General features: G+C 68.2%; 19 protein-coding genes and 1 tRNA gene. 9 read left to right on the top strand and 11 right to left on the bottom strand.

Features of this window, described 5'->3' with window-relative positions:
• Positions 1–12: 12 nt before the first annotated feature.
• The 5 genes from NJQ99_RS09150 to NJQ99_RS09130 all read left to right on the top strand — a co-directional run bounded on the left by NJQ99_RS09150 (position 13) and on the right by NJQ99_RS09130 (position 6,302).
• Positions 13–1,038, top strand: a complete 1,026-nt coding sequence (locus NJQ99_RS09150; RefSeq protein WP_269332523.1) for a DctP family TRAP transporter solute-binding subunit — start codon at positions 13–15, stop codon at positions 1,036–1,038.
• A 109-nt stretch (positions 1,039–1,147) separates the two neighbouring features.
• Entirely contained in the window at positions 1,148–1,675 is a 528-nt protein-coding gene (locus NJQ99_RS09145; protein ID WP_269332522.1) for a TRAP transporter small permease, read from the top strand.
• Positions 1,675–2,970: a TRAP transporter large permease gene (locus NJQ99_RS09140; protein ID WP_269332521.1), complete on the top strand. Its 1,296-nt coding sequence runs from the start codon at positions 1,675–1,677 to the stop codon at positions 2,968–2,970. Before NJQ99_RS09145 ends, NJQ99_RS09140 begins: the two co-directional genes overlap by 1 nt.
• Positions 2,971–3,020: 50 nt before the next feature.
• Positions 3,021–4,748 carry a thiamine pyrophosphate-binding protein gene (locus NJQ99_RS09135; protein WP_269333209.1) on the top strand — a complete coding sequence of 576 codons (1,728 nt, stop codon included), beginning with the start codon at positions 3,021–3,023 and terminating at the stop codon, positions 4,746–4,748.
• 189 nt (positions 4,749–4,937) lie between these two features.
• Positions 4,938–6,302 carry a malonyl-CoA decarboxylase gene (locus NJQ99_RS09130; protein ID WP_269332520.1) on the top strand — a complete coding sequence of 455 codons (1,365 nt, stop codon included), beginning with the start codon at positions 4,938–4,940 and terminating at the stop codon, positions 6,300–6,302.
• Positions 6,303–6,350: 48 nt separating this feature from the next.
• Here the strand turns inward: NJQ99_RS09130 and NJQ99_RS09125 are convergent, their stop codons facing one another.
• From NJQ99_RS09125 to NJQ99_RS09110, 4 genes are all read right to left on the bottom strand, one after another.
• Positions 6,351–7,868 (bottom strand): malonate--CoA ligase, encoded by a 1,518-nt coding sequence (locus NJQ99_RS09125; RefSeq protein WP_269332519.1) that lies wholly within the window; start codon positions 7,866–7,868, stop codon positions 6,351–6,353.
• 58 nt (positions 7,869–7,926) lie between these two features.
• Positions 7,927–9,378 carry an amidase gene (locus NJQ99_RS09120; RefSeq protein WP_269332518.1) on the bottom strand — a complete coding sequence of 484 codons (1,452 nt, stop codon included), beginning with the start codon at positions 9,376–9,378 and terminating at the stop codon, positions 7,927–7,929.
• A gap of 70 nt (positions 9,379–9,448) precedes the next feature.
• Positions 9,449–10,327, bottom strand: a complete 879-nt coding sequence (locus NJQ99_RS09115; RefSeq protein ID WP_269332517.1) for an MBL fold metallo-hydrolase — start codon at positions 10,325–10,327, stop codon at positions 9,449–9,451.
• A gap of 119 nt (positions 10,328–10,446) precedes the next feature.
• Positions 10,447–10,755, bottom strand: a complete 309-nt coding sequence (locus NJQ99_RS09110; protein WP_269332516.1) for a hypothetical protein — start codon at positions 10,753–10,755, stop codon at positions 10,447–10,449.
• A 209-nt stretch (positions 10,756–10,964) separates the two neighbouring features.
• Here NJQ99_RS09110 and NJQ99_RS09105 point away from each other — a divergent pair, with 209 nt between their 5' ends.
• The 3 genes from NJQ99_RS09105 (at position 10,965) to NJQ99_RS09095 (ending at position 13,845) form a co-directional block, all read left to right on the top strand.
• Positions 10,965–11,585 (top strand): glutathione S-transferase family protein, encoded by a 621-nt coding sequence (locus NJQ99_RS09105; protein WP_269332515.1) that lies wholly within the window; start codon positions 10,965–10,967, stop codon positions 11,583–11,585.
• Between the two features lie 146 nt (positions 11,586–11,731).
• Entirely contained in the window at positions 11,732–12,145 is a 414-nt protein-coding gene (locus NJQ99_RS09100; RefSeq protein ID WP_269332514.1) for a universal stress protein, read from the top strand.
• Positions 12,146–12,225: 80 nt separating this feature from the next.
• Positions 12,226–13,845 (top strand): BCCT family transporter, encoded by a 1,620-nt coding sequence (locus NJQ99_RS09095; RefSeq protein ID WP_269332513.1) that lies wholly within the window; start codon positions 12,226–12,228, stop codon positions 13,843–13,845.
• 86 nt (positions 13,846–13,931) lie between these two features.
• On the opposite strand, the gene NJQ99_RS09090 is transcribed toward NJQ99_RS09095, so the two are convergent.
• The 3 genes from NJQ99_RS09090 to NJQ99_RS09080 form a co-directional block, all read right to left on the bottom strand.
• On the bottom strand, positions 13,932–14,636 hold the full coding sequence (locus tag NJQ99_RS09090) for a transglutaminase-like domain-containing protein (RefSeq protein WP_269332512.1): 705 nt from the start codon (positions 14,634–14,636) through the stop codon (positions 13,932–13,934).
• On the bottom strand, positions 14,633–16,228 hold the full coding sequence (locus NJQ99_RS09085; RefSeq protein WP_331283303.1) for a GNAT family N-acetyltransferase: 1,596 nt from the start codon (positions 16,226–16,228) through the stop codon (positions 14,633–14,635). The genes NJQ99_RS09090 and NJQ99_RS09085 overlap by 4 nt, the downstream gene beginning before the upstream one ends.
• 113 nt (positions 16,229–16,341) lie before the next feature.
• Positions 16,342–17,409, bottom strand: a complete 1,068-nt coding sequence (locus tag NJQ99_RS09080) for an SDR family oxidoreductase (protein WP_269332511.1) — start codon at positions 17,407–17,409, stop codon at positions 16,342–16,344.
• 203 nt (positions 17,410–17,612) lie between these two features.
• Between NJQ99_RS09080 and NJQ99_RS09075 the strand changes: the two genes are divergently transcribed.
• Positions 17,613–18,362 carry a TSUP family transporter gene (locus tag NJQ99_RS09075; protein WP_269332510.1) on the top strand — a complete coding sequence of 250 codons (750 nt, stop codon included), beginning with the start codon at positions 17,613–17,615 and terminating at the stop codon, positions 18,360–18,362.
• A 40-nt stretch (positions 18,363–18,402) separates the two neighbouring features.
• On the opposite strand, the gene NJQ99_RS09070 is transcribed toward NJQ99_RS09075, so the two are convergent.
• The 4 genes from NJQ99_RS09070 to NJQ99_RS09055 all read right to left on the bottom strand — a co-directional run bounded on the left by NJQ99_RS09070 (position 18,403) and on the right by NJQ99_RS09055 (position 21,810).
• Positions 18,403–19,386 carry an NAD(P)H-dependent flavin oxidoreductase gene (locus NJQ99_RS09070; RefSeq protein WP_269332509.1) on the bottom strand — a complete coding sequence of 328 codons (984 nt, stop codon included), beginning with the start codon at positions 19,384–19,386 and terminating at the stop codon, positions 18,403–18,405.
• A 74-nt stretch (positions 19,387–19,460) separates the two neighbouring features.
• A complete protein-coding gene (locus tag NJQ99_RS09065; RefSeq protein ID WP_269332508.1) occupies positions 19,461–20,993 on the bottom strand; it encodes an inorganic phosphate transporter in 1,533 nt (510 codons plus the stop codon).
• 12 nt (positions 20,994–21,005) lie between these two features.
• Positions 21,006–21,620 carry an NUDIX hydrolase gene (locus NJQ99_RS09060; RefSeq protein WP_269332507.1) on the bottom strand — a complete coding sequence of 205 codons (615 nt, stop codon included), beginning with the start codon at positions 21,618–21,620 and terminating at the stop codon, positions 21,006–21,008.
• A 115-nt stretch (positions 21,621–21,735) separates the two neighbouring features.
• Positions 21,736–21,810: transfer RNA gene (locus NJQ99_RS09055), tRNA-Gly, on the bottom strand.
• Positions 21,811–21,971: the final 161 nt, after the last annotated feature.

Here is a 21,971-nt window from a genome sequence, read left to right as displayed (position 1 = left end):
GGAGGAAACGAGATGCGTATCTGGACGACACTGATGGCCGCGGCAGGCGCGGCCGCCCTGATGGCGACGGCGAGCATCGCCACGGCCCAGACCTATCGTGAGGAGTACAAGGTCTCGACCGTCGTGCCCGCGCCCTTCCCGTGGGGCATCGCGGCGGAGAAATGGGTCGAGCTGGTGCGCGAGCGCACGAACGGCCGCATCAACATGAAGGTCTATCCCGGCGTGCAACTGGTTGCCGGCGACCAGACCAAGGAATTCACCGCCATGCGCCGCGGCGTGATCGACATGGCCATCGGCTCGACCATCAACTGGTCGCCGCAGATCAAGGAACTCAACATCTTCTCCATGCCGTTCCTGATGCCGGACTATGCCGCGCTCGACGCGCTGACGCAGGGCCCGGTTGGCGAGAAGCTGTTCGACATCCTGCGCGAGAAGGGCGTGGAGCCGCTCGCCTGGGCGGAAAACGGGTTCCGGGAGGTGACCAACTCCAAGCGCGTGATCCGCAAGCCCGAGGACCTCAAGGGCCTGAAGATGCGCGTCGTGGGCTCCCCGCTGTTCAACGACATCTTCACCGCGCTCGGCGCCAACCCGACGCAGATGAGCTGGGCCGATGCCAAGCCCGCGCTGACGACGGGCGCCGTCGACGGGCAGGAGAACCCGCTGACCATCTACACCATCGCCAAGATGCACGAGGTCGGCCAGAAGTACGTCACCCAGTGGCACTATGTGGCCGATCCGCTGATCTTCGCGGTGAACAAGGACGTCTGGAACTCCTTCACCGCCGAGGACCAGAAGATCCTGCGCGAAGCGGCCGTCGAGGCGGGCGCCCACGGCATCGAGATCGCCCGCAAGGGCCTGACCGGTGACGACAACAGCGTCGTGAAGGGGATCGAGGCGCTCGGCGTCACGGTGACCGAGCTGACCGACGCGGAGCGCCAGGCCTTCGTCGATGCGACTCGCCCCGTCTACGAGGCCTGGACCGACAGGATCGGGGCCGACCTCGTCAAGATGGCCGAGGAGTCGGTCGCCAACCGCTGAGCGGCCACGGCGCGGGCGGGCCCCGGACGAGGGCGCCCGCCCGACCGCCCTTTCCGTCCGGTCCTGACCGGCCCCCTCTTGCCACCGCATTCCGCAGGAGCCACCAGAGGTGAACGAGCACGGACACCCCGACAGCGGTTCGCACGGAGCGCCGGAAAAGCCGGTGCCGCTGATCCGCCTCGACCAGGCGCTGGCCGCCGCGGCCATGGCGTTGATCTGCCTGATCAGCTTCGCCAACGTGATCGTGCGCTACATCACCGATACCTCGTTCGCCTTCACCGAGGAATATTCGGTCTTCCTGCTGGTGTTCATGACGTTCATCGGCGCGACCGCGGCCTTTGCCCGTAACGAGCACCTGCGCCTCGTCTTCTTCCGCGACCGCATGCCGCGCAGCATCGCCGCGCTGTGCGACGCCATCGCGATCGGCGCGTCCATCGTGATGTTCCTCCTGGTGATCTATCACGGCGGCACGCTCGCCTGGGACAACTACGAATTCGAGGAAACCTCGCCCGGCCTCGGCTATCCGGTCTGGATCTACACCGTCTGGTTGCCGATCCTGTCGGCCTGGATCGTCGTCCGCATCCTCTGGTTCGCCTGGCAGCGTTTCGGCGCCGGCCGTGGGCGGGAGGCCCGCTGATGGACGGCAACCTCGTCCTGCTGCTGAGCTTCGTCGGCCTGCTGCTGGTCGGCGCGCCCATCGCGGTGGCGCTCGGTCTCGCGGGCGTTGCGGCCGTTGCCATCGGGCTCAGCCCGGACATGGTGGCGATGGTGGGCTCCAACACCTACGCCTCCATCGCGAAGTATCCGCTGATCGCCATTCCGCTGTTCATCCTGACCGGCATGGTCTTCGAGCGTTCGGGCGTCGCGGGCCACCTGGTGACGCTGGCCGAATCCATCGTCGGCCCCCGGCGCGGCGGGCTGGCCATCGTAGCGACGCTCGTCTGCCTGGTCATGGGCGGCATGTCGGGCTCGGGCCCGGCGGACGCCGCCGCGGTCGCCACCATCATGATCGGCGCCATGCGCAAGGCGGGCTATCCGCCGGCCTTCTCGGCCAGCGTGATCGCTGCGTCGGCCTCCACCGCCATCCTCATTCCGCCCTCCATCGCGCTCATCGTCTATTCGATCATGGTGCCGGGCATGGACCTGCGGGCGCTGTTCGCGGCGGGCATCTTCCCCGGCCTGCTCGCCGGACTGGCGGTGATCCTGCCGACCCTCGTGATCAGCCGCCGCAAGGACTTCGGCGCGAACGAGAGCACGGTCCGTCCACCCTTCTGGCCGAGCCTGTTCAACGCCATCCCGGCCCTGATGGCGCCGGTGATCATCCTGGGCGGCCTGCGCAGCGGCCTGTTCACGCCGACCGAGGCAGCCGCGGTCGCGGCCGGCTATGGCTTCATCGTCGGCATCGTGATCTACCGCCGGCTGGGCTGGCGCGACATCTACCGGCTGCTGGTCGACAGTGCCGAGACGTCCGCCGTCATCATGATCATCATTTCGCTGGCGGGTCTCTTTACCTGGGCGGGCTCCACGCTCGGCGGGTTCGACGCGGCCGCAGCGGCCATCCTTGCGCTGAGCGAGAACGGCACCGTGGTGCTGCTGCTGGTGATGGCGCTGCTGCTGCTGGCGGGCATGGTGCTGGACGGCATCTCGATCTACCTCATCACGCTGCCCCTGCTGATCCCGATCGCGACGACGTTCGACTGGAACCTGACCTGGTTCGGCGTGCTGATGGCCATGAACATCGCCATCGGCCAGTTCACGCCGCCGGTTGCGGTCAACCTGATGGTCACGTCCCGCGTCGCGCGCGTGCCGATCGAGGCGACCGTGCCCTGGGTGATCTGGATGGTGCTGTCGATGACCGTTGCACTGCTGCTGGTCATCCTGATCCCGGAAATCACGCTCTGGCTGCCCCAGGCGCTGGGCTACCGCATCTGACCCTTGTTCCCTTGCGAAGAGGACCGACCCACGTGAGTTTTCCCAACGAGATGACCGGCGGCGAGGCTATCGTCCGCATGCTGCTCGCCCACGAGGCGGGACCGATGTTCGGCATGGGTGGCTTCCAGCTTCTGCCCTTCTACGACGCGGCCCGCCGGCTCGGCCTGCAGCACAGCCTGATCAACGACGAGCGGCTGGGCGCGTTCGCGGCGGACGCCTACGCCAAGGTCACGGGGCGGGTCGGGCTTTGCGACGCGACACTCGGACCCGGCGCCACGAACCTCGTGACCGGCCTTGTCGAGGCGCTGAACGCCGGTAGCCCGATGGTGGTGATCGTCGGCGACAGCCACCGGGCGCACTCCTGGAAGAACATGACGCAGGAGTCCCGGCAGATCGAGATCCTGCGCCCCGCCTGCAAGGAGCTGATCCGGATCGAGGAGATCGACCGCATCCCCGAACTGATCCGCCGGGCGTTCCACGTTGCGACCTCCGGCCGTCCCGGGCCGGTGGTGGTCGACGTGCCGGAGGATGTCTGCCACGGCATGACCTCGTTCTCGCCCTCCGACTTCGCCGCCGATCCCCGCCATGTCGCGGCGCCCGCGCTGCGCTGCCGTCCGGCGGCGGGCGATCTTGCCAGGGCTGCCCGCATGCTGACGGAGGCGAAGCGCCCGATGATGCTGTGCGGCGGGGGCGTGCACATCAGCGGTGCGGCGGCGACGGTTGCGGCCTTCGCGGAGGCGACGGGCATCCCCGTGGCGCACACCATGACCGGCAAGGGCGCGGTCGCCTGCACGAGCCCGAACAATGCGGGTCTCTTCGGCCGTTACGACCGGATCGCCAACACGCTGATCGCGGAGTCGGACTGCCTGTTCGTGGTCGGCTGCAAGCTGGGCGAGATCGCGACCAAGCGCTACACGGTGCCGGGTCCGGCCGCGCGGGTCATCCACCTCGACATCGTCGCGGAGGAGTTCGGCCGAACCCTTGTGCCCGAACTCGCGCTCTGGGGCGACGTGCGCGAAACGATCTCGGAGCTAGCGGGCCTGATGCAGTCCGACGCCGCCCGTCTCGCCGACGACCGCGCGCCCTATATCGCCGACGTGGCCGCGCGCATGGAGAAATGGCGCGCCTCGGTGCAGGAGAGGCTGACCTCCGACGAGACGCCCGTGCACATGGCGCGGATGCTGAACGAGCTGAACACGCTGCTGCCCGCTAATGCGGCGCTGATCGCGGACGGCGGCTTCGCGGCGCACTGGGGCGGCCTGCTCTACGACACCAAGGTGCCGGGCCGCGGCTTCGTGCCCGATCGGGGCTTTGCCTCCATCGGCTACGGCCTTCCCGGCTGCATGGGGGCGGTCCTGGGCAAGCGTGCACTGGGCGACGACGGACCCGTGTTCGGCATCACCGGCGACGGCGGCTTCAACATGACGCTGGGGGAGTTGGAGACCGCGCGGCGCATGAACCTTGGCTTCACGCTGATGGTCGTGAACAACGCGGCCTCGGGCTATGTCAAGGCGCTGCAACACCTGATGTACGGCGAGGGCAACTACCAATCGAGCGACCTGCGCGACACGAACTATGCGAAGATCGTGGAGGGCTTCGACTGCCAGGGCATCCGGGTAGAGAAGCCCGGCGACCTCGCCGCCGCGATCCGGGCCGGCATGGCGGAGCGGAACCGCCCGACGATCATCGACGTGGTGGTGACGCGCGATCCGGCGAAGATGCTGCCCGCGGTCGACAACCGCACGGTGCAGGTGCGCAAGGGCGACCGCGTCGCCTGACGCAGGCCAAGTACGGCAAACAGGCCGGCCGGGGCTTGCACGTCCCCGCCGGCCTTCTCATGTCCGGCGCATGTGGGGGATCCGAAACGACCCGGGCTTTCGCGGTCCGGGCCGTTCGGACATCCTGACATGGGTGGGCCAGTGTCCTTCGCGTCCGCCGCCCCAAGACACCGGGAAGAGGCGAAGCCGATGAATTCCTTCCTGCGCGACCTTCTGGGCGCCTTCAGCGACGGGCGCCGCTGGCTGGCCGATGTCACGGGCCGCAAGAGCGTCACGCACGACCAGCTTGTCGAGCTGGCGGAGGCGCTGCTGTCGGGCCGGGGCGAGGCCTCGGGCGTCGCCATCGCGCAAGAGGTGCTGCGCGGCTATGGCACGCTGACAGGGGAGGCGCGCACGGCCTTCTTCGCGACGCTCGCCGAGCGCTTCGGCCCCGACCGGGAGCGGCTGGCAGCGGCAGCGGAGGGCTTTCTCGCAGCGGACGGTCCCGACGCACAGGCCGAAGCCGCGCTGCAACGCGCGTCGGAGCCGCGGCGCCTCGAGCTGATCCGCCGGCTCAATCTCGCGCCGGGCGGGACCGCCGCCCTTGTCTCCATGCGCGAGGATCTGCTGGCCGTCCTGCGCGACCGGCCCGACCTCCACCCCGTCGACGCCGACTTCCAGTACCTGTTCACATCCTGGTTCAACCGGGGCTTCCTGACGCTGAGGCGCATGGACTGGGATACGCCCGCCTCGATCCTGGAAAAGATCATCCGCTACGAGGCGGTGCACGAGATCCAGGGCTGGGACGACCTGAAGCGCCGGATCGACATGCCCGACCGGCGGCTCTATGCCTTCTTCCACCCGGCGCTGGCCGACGAGCCGCTGATCTTCGTTCAGGTGGCCCTGATGGACGAGATGGCAGACGCCATCGCACCCGTGCTCGCCACCGACCGGGAGACGGTGGACGGCGGGCACGCCACGACCGCGATCTTCTACTCGATCTCGAACACGCAGGTGGGCCTGCGCGGCATTTCCTTCGGCAATTTCCTCATCAAGCAGGTGGTCGAGGACCTGTCGCGGGAGTTTCCGAGCCTCAAGACCTTTGCCACGCTTTCCCCCGTCCCGGGCTTCCGCCGCTGGCTGGACGGCGAGATCGCGAAGGGCGGCGAGGCGGTGCGCGCCCTGCCGCGTGCAGCCGATATCCTTCCACGCCTCTCGGGAGGCGACTGGATCGACGACCCCGCCGCCGACAAGGAAATGAAACCCGCCCTCCAGGCGCTCGCCTCGCACTATTTCCTCGTCGCGCGCAGCCCTACCGGCAAGGTGATCGACCCGGTCGCGCGCTTCCACCTCGGCAATGGCGCACGTCTCGAACGGATCAACTGGCGCGCCGACCTGTCGGAGAAGGGACGCCGGCAATCGCACGGCCTGATGGTAAATTATCTGTACGATCTGAAGGACATAGAGCGCAACCACGAGATCTTCGCCAACAAGGGCGAGGTGGTGGCGGCCCCTGCCATCGCAAGGCACCTCAAGGCGCTTTCGCTGCGCAAGACAGCAACGGCGCAGGAGTAGGGCCGCCCCAGCCCTACCCCTGTCCCTGCTCCTCTTGCACGCGCCGCGTCACGCGGCCTTGAAGATATCCTTGAAGCGGTCGCGCAGCGCATTCTTCTGCACCTTGCCCATGGTGTTGCGCGGCAGTTCGTCGACCACGAAGATGCGCTTGGGCTGCTTGAATCTGGCGAGCTTGCCACCGAGAGACGCGCGCAGCCGCTCCTCGTCGAGCCGGGCGCCCGCGCGCGGCACGACGACGCCCACGACGCCCTCTCCGAAATCCGGATGCGGCACACCGATCACGGCGGATTCGAGGACGCCCTCCTCCTCGTCGAGCGCCAGTTCCACCTCCTTCGGATAGATGTTGTATCCGCCGGAGATGATGAGGTCCTTGGCCCGGCCGACGATGTGGACATAGCCGTCCTCGTCGATTCGCGCGAGGTCCCCGGTGATGAAGAAGCCGTCGGCGCGAAACTCCGCCGCGGTCTTCTCCGGCATGCCCCAATAGCCCTTGAAGACGTTGCGGCCCTTCACCTCGATCACGCCGATCTCGCCCTGGGGCACTTGGCTCCCCGTCTCGGGATCGCAGATGCGCAGCTCCACGCCCGGCAGCGGGAATCCGACGGTGCCCGCGCGCCGCTCTCCCTCATAGGGGTTCGATGTGTTCATGTTGGTTTCGGTCATGCCGTAGCGTTCGAGGATCCGGTGTCCGGTGCGGGTCTCGAACTCCACGTGCGTCTCCGCGAGCAGCGGCGCACTGCCGGAGATGAAGACGCGCATGTGCGCGACGAGGTCCTTCGTCAGGCGCGGATCGGCCAGAAGGCGCGTGTAGAAGGTCGGCACGCCCATCATCGCGGTCGCCTGCGGCAAGTGTGCGATCAGCGCGTCGACGTCGGGCCCCGGCAGGAAGATCATCCTGCCGCCCACCAGCAGCATGATGTTGGTGCCGACGAAGAGCCCGTGCGTGTGGAATATCGGCAGCGCGTGCAGCAGCACGTCCTCGCCCGTGAAGCGCCAATAGTCGACCAGCGACACCGCGTTCGACAGCAGGTTGTCGTGGGTGAGCATCGCGCCCTTCGACCGTCCCGTCGTGCCGGAGGTGTAGAGGAAGGCCGCGAGGTCGTCCGGCCCCCGCTCCACGGCATCGAAGCTGCCGGGCTGGCCCGCGGCGAGGTCTGAGAGCGTGCCGGACCCGTCGGCGTCGAGCGTCAGAAGGCGGGCGCCTGCCCCCTCGGCAACTGGCTTGAGCGCGCTAGCCGCGCCGCTGTCGCAGACGAGCGCGCGGGCCTGCGCGTCGGTCACGAAATACTCGACCTCCGCCGCCGTGTAGGCGGTGTTGAGCGGCAGGAAGATCGCGCCAGCCGCCACGCAGGCGGCATAGAGGGCGAGCGCCTCGGGCGACTTCTTCACCTGCACCGCCACCCGGTCCCCGACGCCGACGCCGGAGGCGCGCAAGGCATGGGCGAAGCGCCCCGCCGTCTTCAGGAACGCGCCATAGCTGACCGTCCGCCCATCCGGCAGGATGAGGAATGTCGCATCGCTGCCTTCATGGGGACGGAACAGCGCATCGTAGAGAACATTCGCCATGGAGTGGCCGCTCCTTCTTGCTCTTGTGTGAGGCGTCTTGCAGGGCCGGTGCCCGGCCTTAGCGGATGATCGGGTCGATGGGAAGGCGGGAGGAAAGTCCCACCGCTTCCTCGATAATCTTCGCCACGGCGAGCACCTTGGCCTCGCCGCGCGGCGGACCGATGAGCTGCAGGCCGACCGGCAGACCGTCCGCGGTGAACCCGGCGGGCACCGAGATCGCCGGTAGCGCCGTGGTCGTCGCGAGGAAGGAAAAGCGCAGCCAGTCGACATAGTCCGCGACGGGCTTGCCCGCGACCGTCGCGGGGTACTCCTCCTCCACAGGACCGGGCTTGAGGCCGACCACGGCGCAGGCCAGAACGTCGTAGCCCTCGAGAAAGGTCTGCATGGCGCGGTAGAGCACCGACCGGTTGCGCTGCGCGTCGTAGATCTGCTCGGCGGTCAGACGCCGGCCGAGGTCGATGTTTTCTGAAAGCGTGCGCTTGTACTGGCGCTGCACCTCATCTGGCAGCCGGCCGGCATTGGCGGCCCAGGCCATGGCGCGCAAGGTGATGTAGGTGTCGTAAAGGCCGGTCAGGTCCGGACACGCTTCCTCGACCGTCGCGCCCAGGCCTTCGACCGCCCTCAGCGCGCCGCGCATGACCTCCTCGATTTCCGCCTCGACGGGGGCGAACCCCTTGAGATCCGGCGCATAGGCGATCCGCACCTTCGGCGTCGCGCGCGCGACCGCATCCTGGAACGGTGTCGCCGGGGCCTCGATGGACAAGGGCAAACGCGGATCGAAGCCGGACATGGCGTCGAGGAAGAGTGCCGTGTCGAGAACGGTACGCGCCATCGGCCCCTGCACGCCCTCCGTGCTGAAGGCAATGGCCGCAGGCCCACCGCCCGCCCGGCCCGGGGTCGGGCGCAGGCCCACAACCCCGCAATAGGCCGCCGGCGTGCGGAGCGAACCCGCCAGGTCCGAGCCGTGGCTGAGCCAAACTTCCCCTGTGGCGAGCGAGACCGCCGCCCCGCCCGACGAGCCGCCGGCGTTGCGGCTCGTGTCCCACGGGTTCCGCGTCATGCCGAAGACCGCGTTGAAGGTGTTGCCGCCCGCGCCCATCTCCGGCGTGTTGGTCTTGCCCATGACGAGGCCGCCCATGGCCTCGAGGCGCTCCACCAGCGGATCGCTCGCGTCGGGCGCGAAGTCCTTGAGGCCCGGCGTGCCCCAGGTGGTGCGCACGCCCTTGACCGGCGTCAGGTCCTTGATCGCGATGGGCAGTCCGCCGAGCCAACCGGGAGCATCGCCGTTCTTCCGGCGCAGCGCGATTAGCCCCCCGATCTGCTCCCGCGCGCGGTCCCCGCAGACCGTCGGGATGGCGTTGACCGCAGGCTCCACCGCCGCGATCCGGGCGAGCGACGCCTCGACCAGCTCCGAGGGCGTTACCTCGCCCTTGCGCAGCAGGTTCACGACCTCCACCGCCGTCAGCCGGCACAATTCCGGCCCCGTGAAGACCACCTGCGGCGATGTCATGCGGCGTTCCCTCCCCGACATGTCCGGTGTTGTCCATTGCGCGCCATGAGAGGGCGGCGGCGCGCGGGGGTCAAGTGCCCGGAAGGCTCAGCACCGCACGCCCGTAGGACAGGGTGCCGCCCGCGAGGTCGAAGGTCATCAGGTCCTCACCCACCACCACGGGGCCGCGGAAATCTGCCGCCACCTCGGCCAGCAGCGCCTGTCCGTCGCAGTCGGGCGGCACGAAGTGGGTGAGCGCCAGGAGCCGGACGCCGGCGCGCTCGGCAAGCTTGCCCACCTCGGTCGAGGCGGTGTGATAGGCACCGACGTTCGCAACCGTCTCGGCGGAGCGGACGCCCGGCACGACCGGCATCTCGCGGTGGATGAAGACCTCGTTGACCAGCAGGTCGGCGCCCTGGGCCGCAGCCTCCAGCGCCGGGCAGGGGCGCGTGTCGCCGGAGACGACGAGGCGTTTCCCCCCGTGCGCGAAGGAAAATCCGAACGCATGGCGCACCGGCCTGTGGTCGACGGCGAAACCGGCGATCTCCAGCCCGTCGAGGTCGAGCGTCCAGCCGTCGGCGATTTCCGTCACCTCCACCTCGAGACCGCGGGTCGAGGGGCGCGCCTCGTGCGCGATGCGCTGCGCACGCTCGGCCGCCCAGAGGTCCATGAGGCCCGTCACATAGGCGCGCGTGCCGGGCGGGCCGAAGACCCGCTGCGGCCGGTCCCGCCCCTGGTGCCAGGACGAGACGATGAGCTGGTAGAGATCGACCAGGTGGTCGGAGTGAAGGTGCGTCAGCAGCACCGCGTCGAGATCGCGCCCCGGACAGCCTGCTGCGACGAGGCGCTGGGTCACGCCGGAGCCGCAGTCCACCAGGACCGCGGCGCGATCGGTACGGACCAGCGTGGCCGGTCCGTACCTGTCGAGGCTGACGACGGGGCAGCCCGTTCCGAGCAAGGTCAGTCGCATTGCATCGCCGCTCCCGAGGTGCGGCGGGCCGCGGGGGCGTCAGCCGCCCCCGGTGCCCGCGCACAGCCCGGTCAGGAGAGCGCGGCGTGCCGCCCCCTGTCCAGCGGCAAGATGACGGATCAGGCCTGCTGGCCCTTCATCGCCTTGACGACGGTGCCGAGGATGCCAACGAGCAGGCCCCCGCCAGCCGCGCCGCCCGCCAGGTCGCCGCCGAAACCGCCCAGAAGCGCGGCAAGCTGACCGCCCGTCGGGTCCGCCCCGCCGCCCGCCAGCATCGCGAGCAGGGAGCCGCCCCCGACGCCGCCCGCGGCACCGGCGATGGTGCGCCCGAGGATGCCGAGTGCCTGCTCGCGGATCGCACCGCCGATGGCGTTCCCGCCCACCGCGCCGGTGACGAGCTGAATGATGATCGGAAGAATGGCTTCCATGTTCCCCTTGTCCCCCTTTGTCCAGACGCCGCCGGTTGTACGACCGCGGCCTCTCCTCGTACGCGCATAGGTTTTTTCGAGTCAAACCATATTCAACCATTGCGGGTTTCACGATGCGGACCGCGGAAGGGTAGTCGAGCCCCTTGCCCGGGAGAGGGCCAGAGGTGCTACTCTCCGCCGCAAAGCCGGAAAACGAGGGAGCAGCGGCGATGATCACGCTTTGGGGACGGGCCAATTCGATCAATGTGCAGAAGGTCCTCTGGACCTGCGAGGAACTGGGGCTGGAGATCGTGCGTCACGACGTGGGCGGCCCCTATGGCGGAACCGATACGCCCGAGTACCGGGCAATGAATCCGAACGGCCTCGTACCAACGCTTCAGGACGGCGACGTGACGGTCTGGGAGTCGAACGCGGTCGTGCGCTACCTCGCGGCCCGTTATGGCGCCGGGTCGCTCTGGCCGGAGGATCCGGGCGTGCGCGCCGCTGCCGACAAGTGGATGGACTGGCAGTTGTCCACGGTCCAGCCCCACCAGCGCACCCTGATCCTGCAGGTGGTCCGCACGCCGCCCGAAAAGCGCGACAAGGCAGCCGTCGCCGCCGCCATGTCGGGCGCCGCGCAGGCACTTGAACTGCTGGAGGGCGCTTTCGGCGACGGCCCCTTCGTGGCCGGTACCGGCCTGACCATCGCCGACATCGCACTGGGGCCGGTGATGCACCGCTTCGTTGCGCTCGACGTTCCACGACCCCGATTGCCGAAACTCGAGGCCTGGTACGCACGCCTGACGGACCGGCCGGGCTTCGCCCGCCACGTCATGCCGCCTCTCAGCTAGGCTCTGAGCAAGTTCTCGTCGGTAAATGTCCCTGAATTGTCGGGCTCGCGGGGTTGCCCCGGCCCGCAACCGTCTAATAGGGTCAGGTCATCCAGAGGCAAAGGACAGGATGACCAATCCATATTGGAACGGGAGGGGTTGGGGTTATGTACCGAAGAATTATGGTCCCCGTGGACCTGACACACATTGAGAGCCTGGATAAGGCACTCAATACAGCAGCCGATCTTGCCAAACATTATGACATCCCGATGTGCCTGGTCGGCGTGACTGCGGCCGCGGCAAGCCCGGTCGCGCATACGCCGGCGGAATATGCCAGCAGGCTTGCCGCGTTCGGCACCGATCAGTCGAAGCAGCGGGGCATCGAGATCGAGACGAAGGCCTACACCAGCCACGACCCGGCGATCGACCTCGACAAGACCCTGATGGGCGCGATCGAGGAACTGGACGCCGATCTCGTGGTCATGGCCTCGCACATCCCAGGCGTCCCGGATCACATCTTCGCGTCGAACGCGGGTTACCTCGCCGCCCACGCGGGCTGCTCCGTATTCGTGATCCGCTGATCCGCGCGCCAGCGCCCCGCGCTCCGGCAAGCCGAGCCCGGCGGCAATGGCATCTGCGCGCCAGACATGAGGACAAACCCATGACCGATACACCGGACCTTACCCCGGAAGGGCAGGCTGCCGTCATCGAGACCGACTACGAGGTCGGCCAGGACAACATCCAGACGCAGATCGGGCCGTTCGGGCTCGACATCCACAACCCGGTCTTCCTGATCTCCGGCCTGACGATCATCGCGTTCGTCGTGTTCACACTCGCCCTGCAACAGGAAGCGGCGGACTTCTTCGGCTGGCTCAGGCCTGCCATCACATCGACCTTCGACTGGTTCTTCCTGCTGTCGGCGAACATCTTCGTCGTGCTCTGCCTGATCCTGATCGTCTCGCCGCTCGGCAAGGTTCGCATCGGCGGCACGGAGGCGACGCCCGACTATTCCTACACCGGCTGGTTCGCCATGCTGTTCGCGGCGGGCATGGGCATCGGCCTGATGTTCTTCGGCGTGTCGGAGCCGATCTCCCACTATACCTCGTCGGTCGCCGAGGGCGCGGGTTCGCCCGACAGCTGGGCACCGCTGGCGGGCGCCGCCGGCAACGAGCTCGAGGCGCGACGCCTCGGCATGGCGGCGACGATCTTCCACTGGGGGCTGCATCCCTGGGCGATCTACGCGATCGTGGCGCTCGCGCTCGCCATCTTCGCCTACAACAAGGGCCTGCCTCTGTCGGTCCGGTCGATCTTCTATCCCATCTTCGGCGAGCGGGTGTGGGGCTGGACCGGCCACGTCATCGACACGATCGCCGTCTTTGCGACCCTGTTCGGCCTTGCGACCTCGCTCGGCTTCGGCGCGGAGCAGGCAAACTCGGGCCTCAATTTCCTGTTCGGCGTGCCCGTATCGGACGCCTCGAAGGTCGTCCTCATCACCGCCATCACCGGCGTCGCCCTGCTCTCGGTCATTGCGGGCCTCGACGCCGGCGTGAAGCGGCTGTCGGAGATCAACATGGTGCTGGCGGCGCTGCTGCTGATCTTCGTCGTGCTGGTCGGCCCGACGGTCGCGATCCTCACGGGGTTCGTCGCCAACCTGGGAGCTTATGCCGAGTATCTGCCAGCGCTCTCGATGCCGTTCGGGCGTGAGGACGCGAACTTCTCGCAAGGCTGGACGTCCTTCTACTGGGCGTGGTGGATTTCCTGGTCGCCGTTCGTCGGCATGTTCATCGCGCGCGTCAGCCGCGGCCGCACGGTGCGGGAGTTCATCGTCTGCGTGCTTCTGATCCCGTCGCTCGTCTCGGTGTTCTGGATGACGGCGTTCGGCGGCACGGCGATCAGCCAGATCGTCAACGACGGTTATCAAGCCGTTGCGGACGCCGACCTGGAACTCAAGCTCTTCGTGATGCTCGATGCCCTGCCGCTGGCGATGATCACCTCGATCATCGGCATCGTGCTCGTGATCGTGTTCTTCGTCACCTCGTCGGACTCCGGCTCGCTGGTGATCGACACCATCACGGCCGGCGGAAAGGTCGACGCGCCGGTACCGCAGCGCGTCTTCTGGGCGGTGTTCGAGGGCCTGGTCGCGATTGCCCTGCTGCTCGGCGGGGGACTGGGATCCCTGCAGGCCGCCGCGGTCTCGACCGGCCTGCCGTTCACGGCGCTTCTGCTGCTCGCCTGCTATGCGATCGTCAAGGGCCTGATGAGCGAGCCTCGCGGAAAGTAGGGCTGCCTGGCCCTACCCACCTGGATGACGAGGGCGCCGGGCCGTACAGGTCCGGCGCCCTATCGTTTGCGCGCAACGCCAGCGCATCAGCCCTGGCGGGCGGCGGTCGCCTCGGCATGGAAGTCGCCCTGAGGCGCCTGGCCCGCCACCAGCATCGGGTAGTGCGTGCGGAACGTCTCGACGATGGCCTCGTAGGGCAGATCCTCGAAGAGGCCGTGCTCCTTCAGGTATTCCATGTGCCGCCGCCCGGCCGTATCGAACGGGTGCATGATGGAATCCTCGCGCCCGTCGAATTCCAGCGGCACGACGCCGAAGCGCTCGCACAGTTCGATGTTGAAGGCAGGCGTCGCCTTCACCCAGCGGCCCTCGAGCCAGAGGCTGACATAGCCATGGTAGTAGAAGGTCTCGGTCTTCATCAGCTCGAGCAGCCGCGGCGTCGCCAGGTGGTTGCGCACGTCGGCGAAGCCGAGACGCGCGGGGATCCCGGCCGCACGTGCGACGGCGGCAAGGAACGCCGCCTTCGTGATGCAGAAGCCGTACCCTTTCTCCAGGCACGACGACCCGCGCAAGCCCTCCGCCGTCAGCGTGATGCGGTAGGGGTCGTAGCGGATCCCGTCGCGCACGGCATAGTAGAGCCGGATCGCACGTTCGAGGTCGGTCCCTTCGCCCGCGTGCTCTGCCGCGAAGGCCCGGACCTTCGGGTTGTCTGCGTCGATGAAGCGGGTAGCCGCGAGGCTGGCAGCCCCCGGCGGGACCGTCTCGTCGGTGTGGATTTCGGTAGGGCCGGTCATTCCTTTTCCTTCCAGACGGTCCGGTAGAGGTCGAAGCGGCGGTCGCCCAGGTTGCGGACCGTGCCGTGGGTGCGCGCCCAGGAGAGCTTGGCGAGATCGACGTCGGCGACCGAGACCATCTCCACGTTCTCGCTCGTCTCCGCCGCGATGCCGTCGCGCGCGAAGGGAAAGTCGCAGGGCGTGAAGATACCCGACTGGGCGTACTGGATGTCCATGTTCTCGACGTGCGGCAGGTTTCCCACATTGCCGGAGGTCACGACATAGCACTGGTTCTCTACCGCGCGGGCCTGGCAGCAGTAACGCACGCGCAGATAGCCCTGCCGCGTATCGGTGCAGAACGGCACGAACAGTATCCGCGCGCCCTGGTCGACGAGGCGGCGGGCAAGCTCCGGGAACTCGCTGTCGTAGCAGATCAGCACGCCGATCGGGCCGCAGTCGGTCTGGATCGCGTCGATGCGGTCGCCGCCCTGGATGTTCCACCAGTACCGTTCGTCCGGCGTCGGGTGCAACTTTTCCTGCGCATGCACGGATCCGTCGCGCAGGAACACGTACGCCACGTTCTGGATCTCGCCGTCATCGGTGCGCGTCGGGTGCGAGCCGCCGATGATGTTGATGTTGTAGGAAATGGCGAGCTTGTTAAGCCGCTCCACGAAGCTCCCGGTGTAGTCGGTCAGCCGCTCGATCGCCTGCTCTGGCGTCAGCCGCTCCGGCTCGCAGGCGAGAAGCTGCAGCGTGAACAGCTCCGGGAACACCACGAAGTCGGAATCGTAGTCGGAGGCGACGTCCACGAAATATTCGACGTTCCGGTAGAACTCGTCAGGCGTGGCAACTGCGCGCGCCTGGAACTGCACCGTCGTGATGCGCGCCACACCCGGTTCGCGCCGGTGACGGAACTGGCGCTGCAGCTCCGGATCGTAGTAGGGGTTGCGCCAGACCATGAGGCTCGCGTGGCCGCCGGAGTCGATGTCGGCCGGGTTGTAGTTGCGCAGCACGCGCAGCGCCTCGAACCCCGAACGGACATGGAAGGACGCGACGGGATCGCGGATCTCCTTCGCCACGACGGCGTCGAGATAGGCTTGCGGATCGGGATAGGCCTTCCGCCGCCGTGCATAGGACGGCAGCCTGCCGCCGAAGACGATGCCCTTCAGGTCGAGGTCACGCGCCAGCCGCTTGCGCGCATCGTAGAGGCGCTGGCCGATGCGCAGGCGGCGCCGGCTGCTGTCGACGCAGACCTCCATCCCGTAGAGCCAGTCGCCCTCCGGATCGTGGCGGGCCGCGAAACCGCCACCGGTGATCGCGTCCCACGTATGGTCGGAGAGCGCGAGCTTCTCCGCCACGAGGAAGGTCGCGGCATAGCCCACCACCTCCCCGTCGTAGGTGACGACGAACTGGCCTTCCGGAAAGGCGTTGATCTGTCCGCGGATCTGGGCGCGCGAGTAGGGAGGCTCCTTCGGATAGACGCGCCGGGCGAGCGCGACGATGCCCGCGATGTCGGCCTCGGTCGCATTGCGAAGGTCGAGGTTCGCGCGCTGCGCTTCCCGCGCGAGGTCGCCCGTGTCCGTCAGGGGTTCGTCATGTGCCGTCCTGTCCACGCCTGTGCTCTCTCCTTTCCCGCTGCACGGCGGCCTGCGCGCCCCGTGCCAACGCAGTGCCCTTAGCATGGGGTTCCCGCCGCCCCGTTCAAGTGCCGCACCTGCGGCCACGCTCAGGGGATGATCTTCTCTTCCCGGAACTTGCCGAACAGCCGCAGGAACATCTCCTCGCTGTCGACGACTGCATGAAAGCCATGCTGGCGCGACTTCGTGACGTTCGACATGACGTCCCAGTCGCTGCCGAACACATAGTCCGCGAAAGGCCAGGCCGCGATCTCATCGAGGCGGTAGGGCCGAAGCCCGTGCTTCGCAACGATGCGGTCCCAGAGCGGCCCCTTGTCCGCCATCATCTGGGTCAGCGAGATGGTCTGCGGCGGCGCATGGTCGAGGCCGAAGAAGTCGGCGAACTTCGGCCACAGGTGGCACCAGCGGAAATAGTCGCCATTGGTGATGTTGTACGCCTGGTTGGAACAGCGCGGCTCGGTCGCCGCCCACAGGCAGGCGTCGGCGAAATGGGCCGAGTCCGTCGCCTGGTAGATCGTGGTGTAGGCGCCGGCCTTTCCGGGGAAGCGGAACGGCAGGCCCAGCTCGCGGCAGAAGGCGGCGTAGACCCCGATCACGGGCACCACGCTCATCGGCGTGCCGGGCGCGAAGCCGCAGAGCGTCTGGGGCCGAAGCTCGACCCAGTCCCATGCCTTGCCCCTCTGCCGGTCGGTCAGCCAGTCGACCTGGTCGAAATAATAGTTGGGCGGCATGTGGCGCGGATCGTCCTCGCGCGCCGGCGTCTTGTAGGGGCCGAGGTGCACGCCATAGGTCTTGGTGCCCGTCACCAGCACGACGCGCTTCAGCGCTGGCGACAGAGGCTCGATTGCGCTGACGGCGTTGACCAGCATGCCGAGGTTGGGCGCGACATTGGTCGCATAGCCCGAGGCATGCCCCTCAACGCCCTGGAAAGCGGCGTAGAAGATGTGCGTCGCGCCTTCGCAGGCGCTCATCTTTGCGGCGACGTCGTCCTCGTTCAGCAGGTCCACCGACACGTGACGCACGCCCGGACGGTCGGGTGCCGGACGGCGCGACAGTCCGACGATGTCCCACCCGCCCTCGGCTTCGAGCCGCTCCACGATATAGCGCCCGATGACCCCCAGCGCGCCGACGACAACGGCCTTCCTGCCTTCGCTCATGTGTTCCGCATCCCTTGCCTCTTGTCTCCGCAGTTGGCCCGCGTGACGCTGCCGGCTCCCACAATGCCGGGGTGTGTCGTCCGGGGCCAGCCCAACCGCGCATGACAGCAATACCCGAACGGCCGCGACCGCCGATGGACGCCCGTCCGGCGGGAGGAGATAGTCTGGCGCACCGGTCCCGACAGCCGCGAAGGTTCCCAGCGATGCCAGAACTCGTCCCGCCGGAGCTTGGTACGATCGCCGCCTACGCCCTCGTCGGCCTCGCGGCGGTGACGTCCTTCATCACGGCGGCCTTCGGCATCGGCGGAGGGGTGGTCCTCATCGCGGTCATGGCCGTGCTGATGCCCCCGGCGGCCCTGATCCCGGTTCATGGCGTCGTCCAGTTCGGTTCGAACGTCGGCCGCTTCTTCCTGATGCTGCGCCACGTCCGCTGGGATGTTCTGGGCGCATTCGGCGCGGGAAGCGTCGCCGGGGCAGCGGGGGGAGGGCTCGTCGCGGTCGACCTCCCGCCCGCACTCGTGCAGATCGGGCTTGCCGCCTTCGTGCTCTATTCCGCCTGGGGGCCGTCGCCCGACCTGGGCCGGGCGGGCCTGCTTGCGGGCGGCGCCATCTCCAGCTTCCTCACCATGTTCTTCGGCGCGACGGGACCGTTCGTGGCGGGCGTCGTCAAGACGCTGCGGCTCGACCGGATGACGCATGTGGGCACGTTTTCCGCCTGCATGGTCCTGCAGCACGGGGTCAAGGTCGCAGCGTTCGGCGTGCTGGGCTTCGCCTTCGGGCCATGGGTCCCGCTGATGGCGGGAATGGTTGCCGCGGGCTTCCTGGGAACGCTCGCAGGCCGCGCGGTCCTGACGCGGACGGCCGACGCGCGCTTCCACCTGGTCCTCAACCTGCTGCTCACGGCGCTGGCCGCACGCCTGCTGTGGAGCGGCGTTACGGGCCTTTTCGGCTGAGCCGGAGGCCGAAGGCGCCGGTCCCCGGACGGAGGCAGTGTCAGACGATCCGCGCCGCGCCGTCCTGCATGGCCGCTTCCGCCTCCTCGACCATGCGCGCCAAGACCGCGGCAGCGGGTGGACGGTCGGCGATCAGGCCCGCAACTTCGCCCACCACCACTGCGACGGTGTCGAGATCGCCTTCGGCCCGCGCCTTGTCATAGGCGGCCCGAAGACTTCCGAAAGCCGCACGGGCCTCCGACTCGCGTCCTGCCCACTCCTCGGTCAGGCGGTTCTTCAGCATGCGATAGGAATATTGCGCCGGCCAGTCGACCCCGCGCAGCGCGTCCACGGCGGTCGTCCGCACCGTGTCGTCGCCCGACGCCCCCTGCGCCCGCGCCACCATCGCGTCGGGCGTCAGGGCTTCCCGGCTTGCCCAGAAGCGGGAGCCGACGACCGCCCCGTCCGCACCGAGCATCAGCGCCGCCGCCAGCCCCCGCCCGTCGCCGATGCCGCCCGCGGCGAGGACCAGCGTCCCGGGCGCGCGCCGTGCCACGAGGTCCGCCACCTCGGGCACGAAGGGAAGGGTCGCGCGCTGCCCGCCATGTCCGCCCGCTTCCGTCCCCTGGGCGACGACCGCCGCGGCGCCGAGATCGAGCGCCTCCTCCGCCTGCGCCAGCGTCTGCACCTGGCAGATCACCGGAACGCCGGCGTCTTCGGCCTTGCGGGCAAAAGGCCGGGCGTCCCCGAAGGAAAGGAACAGGCAGCGGGGCCGGTGCATCAGCGCCTCGTCGAGCAGCGACGGCGCGCGATCGAGCGCCCACACGATGAACCCGACCCCGACGCGGGCATTGCCCGCGGCTGCGAATTCGGCACCGAGATCGGGCTCGCCGCCCAGCATCCCGGCATAGCCGCCGCCGATCAGGCCGAGGCCGCCGGCGTTGCTGACGGCTGCCGCCAGGCGGCCGCCGGAGACGAGCGCCATGGGCGCAGACACGATCGGGTGGTCGAGACCGAAGCGCTCGGTCAGGCGGGTGCGGATCATGGCGGCGCGCTGCCTCCCCTGTCACGGAACCGGACGTCGAGGGAAGCACGCGGCATTGCGGGTGGGCAAGCCTCTCAGAACGCGGGAACGAAGGTCGTGAGGCCCCAGAACACCACGGCGGCAAGCAGTGCCGAAGCCGGGACCGTCACCACCCATGCCGCCACCACCGTCAGGAAATGGGCCCGGCGCACGAGCTTGCGGCTCATCATCTCGTCCTCCGGAATGTCCGGCAGCGGGTCGGAGTTGCGGCGCACCAGTTCACGCCGGCGCTTGCTGCGCCGCGTGTAGTACTCTCGGAAGAAACCCACGCCGAACACCGCGCCGACCGCAATGTGCGTCGAGCTGACCGGCAGGCCGAGCCATGACGCGACGATCACGGTGACCGCCGCCGACAAGGCCACGCAATACGCGCGCATCGGGTTCATCTTGGTGATCTGCGCGCCGACCATCCGGATCAGCTTGGGCCCATAGAGAAAGAGGCCAAGGCTGATGCCGAAGGCGCCGATCAGCATCACCCACATGGGGATCGCCACCTTGGCCGCCACGTCGCCGAACTGCACGCTGTGCAGGATGGCAGCCAGCGGTGCGACCGCGTTCGCGACATCGTTCGCCCCGTGCGCGAAGGACAGGAGCGCGGCAGAGAAGATCAGCGGAATCCGGAACAGCCGGCGCAGTGACTGGTTGCGGTTCTCCATGCCCCGCGACTGCCGCCGGATCAGTGGCCGCATGAGCGCCCAGACACCCGCGAAGGTACCGATCGTGACAAGCGTGATCGTCGTCGTGTCCGGCCGCCAGATCTTCTGGAAGCCCTTGATCGACAAGTACCAGGCGAACGCCCCCGCCATGATCGCCACCAGCAGCGGGATCCACTTGCGCGCAGCGGCGATCTTGTCCTCCCGGTAGATCAGGTTGACCTTGATGAAGGCGAGGAAGAGCGCGGCGATCACGCCGCCCAGTACGGGCGAGATCACCCAGCTGGCAGCGATCGCGCCCATGGTGGGCCAGTTGACGAGGCTCCAGCCGGCCGCCGCGATCCCGGCCCCCGCGACACCGCCGACGACCGCGTGCGTCGTCGACACGGGCGCCCCGACCCAGGTTGCCAGATTGACCCACAGCGCGGAGGAGACAAGGGCCGCCATCATGGCCCAGATGAATGTCTGGCTGTCCGCAACCCGCGCCGGGTCGATGATCCCCTTGGAGATGGTCGAGACGACATCGCCGCCAGCAAGGAGCGCGCCCGCGCTCTCGAAGACCGCCGCGATCAGAAGGGCACCGGTCATGGTCAGCGCACGGGCGCCGACGGCGGGTCCGACATTGTTGGCAACATCGTTGGCGCCGATGTTCAGCGCCATGTAGCCGCCGAGGATCGCGGCGAAGATGACGAGCGCGGCATCGGTGCTGACGCCCGAATAGACGCCGGCGAGCACGCCCGAACAGCCAAGGAACAGAAGCGCCAGAGCAGGCGCCGCGAAGCTTCCCGCCAGTGTCCGGGTCGCCGCCTCGACGTGGACGAGTTTCTCGAGATCCTTGTCCAGCGACGGCTTCTTCAATGCGTCACCGGGATCGCGGGCCCTGTCGCGCCGCGTTTCGCCATGCGTCGTGCTCAAGGAAGGCCCCGCCTATTTCCTGCCGGTTGTCGTTCCGGCAGAGGGGGTCACGTCCAGACCCAGAAAGTCAAGCAGAGAGGCAACCGCGCCGCGGCCCGGAGCCCGCGAGACAGCCCGGGGCGCGCGGAGATCCATGTGCGCGCGCAGGCGCCTGGCCGCATCCGGCACCAGCGAGGAAAGGAGTTCCCGCAGCTCGGGATCGTCCACCATCTGGGCCGCTTCTGACAGCCGGACCCAGCGCAGCTTGCGCTCCTTGCGCTCGCGCCACTTCAGGCGATGTTCCTCGACCTGCAGCGGATAGACGCCAACATGCGCAGGAACCGCATAGCCCTGACGCATGACCTTCTCATAGGCGTAGCTTCCGATCGGGGTCTCGGCAACGGAACCGACGACGCCCGCTTCCTGGCGCGCCTCCCGCGCCGCAGACGCCGCCGATCCGAGCCGCGCGGCAGTCCAGCCCTTGGGAAGCACCCAGCGTCCGCGCCGGCGCGACGTCACGAGCAGCACTTCCACCTCGTCGCCGAAGCATACGAAGGGCAACGCCGCAACCTGGTGCACCCGCTTGGACGGAAGGACCATCCGCCTGTTCTCCCACTGGCCGCCCGCAACAGCGCGCGGATAGGCCAAGCATCTCATGATTCGCAGGAATCTAGGCACGAATGACGTTTCGGAAAGGCAAACCGGCGCGCCGGAAATGAAAAGGGCCGCGTCGGCGCGGCCCGCGATCCTGATCCGGGAATAATGGAGCGGGCGATGAGATTCGAACTCACGACCCCAACCTTGGCAAGGTTGTGCTCTACCCCTGAGCTACGCCCGCTCAAGACCGTTGTCCGGCCAGCACCGGTGGAGTATCCCGGCGCGAGGCGGGGTTATGCCGAAAAGCGCGGTGACATGCAAGCCCCTTCTCGCAGGAAATGCGTTGCGCGGGCGCAGGACGCAACAGGCACCGCGGGCTCGGCTCTTTCCTCCCGCGGCGAT

Origin of the sequence: Futiania mangrovi (assembly GCF_024158125.1) — a bacterium.
GTDB classification, from domain to species: Bacteria; Pseudomonadota; Alphaproteobacteria; order Futianiales; family Futianiaceae; genus Futiania; species Futiania mangrovi.
Note: the sequence above shows the minus strand (reverse complement) of the source record. Positions and strands in the feature narration are given on the sequence as shown.

Coding starts and splice junctions, on each gene's coding strand:
- NJQ99_RS09150 (WP_269332523.1), top strand. CDS start 13: ATGCGTATCTGGACGACACTGATGGCCGCGGCAGGCGCGGCCGCCCTG.
- NJQ99_RS09140 (WP_269332521.1), top strand. CDS start 1,675: ATGGACGGCAACCTCGTCCTGCTGCTGAGCTTCGTCGGCCTGCTGCTG.
- NJQ99_RS09135 (WP_269333209.1), top strand. CDS start 3,021: ATGACCGGCGGCGAGGCTATCGTCCGCATGCTGCTCGCCCACGAGGCG.
- NJQ99_RS09130 (WP_269332520.1), top strand. CDS start 4,938: ATGAATTCCTTCCTGCGCGACCTTCTGGGCGCCTTCAGCGACGGGCGC.
- NJQ99_RS09125 (WP_269332519.1), bottom strand. CDS start 7,868: ATGGCGAATGTTCTCTACGATGCGCTGTTCCGTCCCCATGAAGGCAGC.
- NJQ99_RS09120 (WP_269332518.1), bottom strand. CDS start 9,378: ATGACATCGCCGCAGGTGGTCTTCACGGGGCCGGAATTGTGCCGGCTG.
- NJQ99_RS09115 (WP_269332517.1), bottom strand. CDS start 10,327: ATGCGACTGACCTTGCTCGGAACGGGCTGCCCCGTCGTCAGCCTCGAC.
- NJQ99_RS09110 (WP_269332516.1), bottom strand. CDS start 10,755: ATGGAAGCCATTCTTCCGATCATCATTCAGCTCGTCACCGGCGCGGTG.
- NJQ99_RS09105 (WP_269332515.1), top strand. CDS start 10,965: ATGATCACGCTTTGGGGACGGGCCAATTCGATCAATGTGCAGAAGGTC.
- NJQ99_RS09100 (WP_269332514.1), top strand. CDS start 11,732: ATGTACCGAAGAATTATGGTCCCCGTGGACCTGACACACATTGAGAGC.
- NJQ99_RS09095 (WP_269332513.1), top strand. CDS start 12,226: ATGACCGATACACCGGACCTTACCCCGGAAGGGCAGGCTGCCGTCATC.
- NJQ99_RS09090 (WP_269332512.1), bottom strand. CDS start 14,636: ATGACCGGCCCTACCGAAATCCACACCGACGAGACGGTCCCGCCGGGG.
- NJQ99_RS09080 (WP_269332511.1), bottom strand. CDS start 17,409: ATGAGCGAAGGCAGGAAGGCCGTTGTCGTCGGCGCGCTGGGGGTCATC.
- NJQ99_RS09075 (WP_269332510.1), top strand. CDS start 17,613: ATGCCAGAACTCGTCCCGCCGGAGCTTGGTACGATCGCCGCCTACGCC.
- NJQ99_RS09070 (WP_269332509.1), bottom strand. CDS start 19,386: ATGATCCGCACCCGCCTGACCGAGCGCTTCGGTCTCGACCACCCGATC.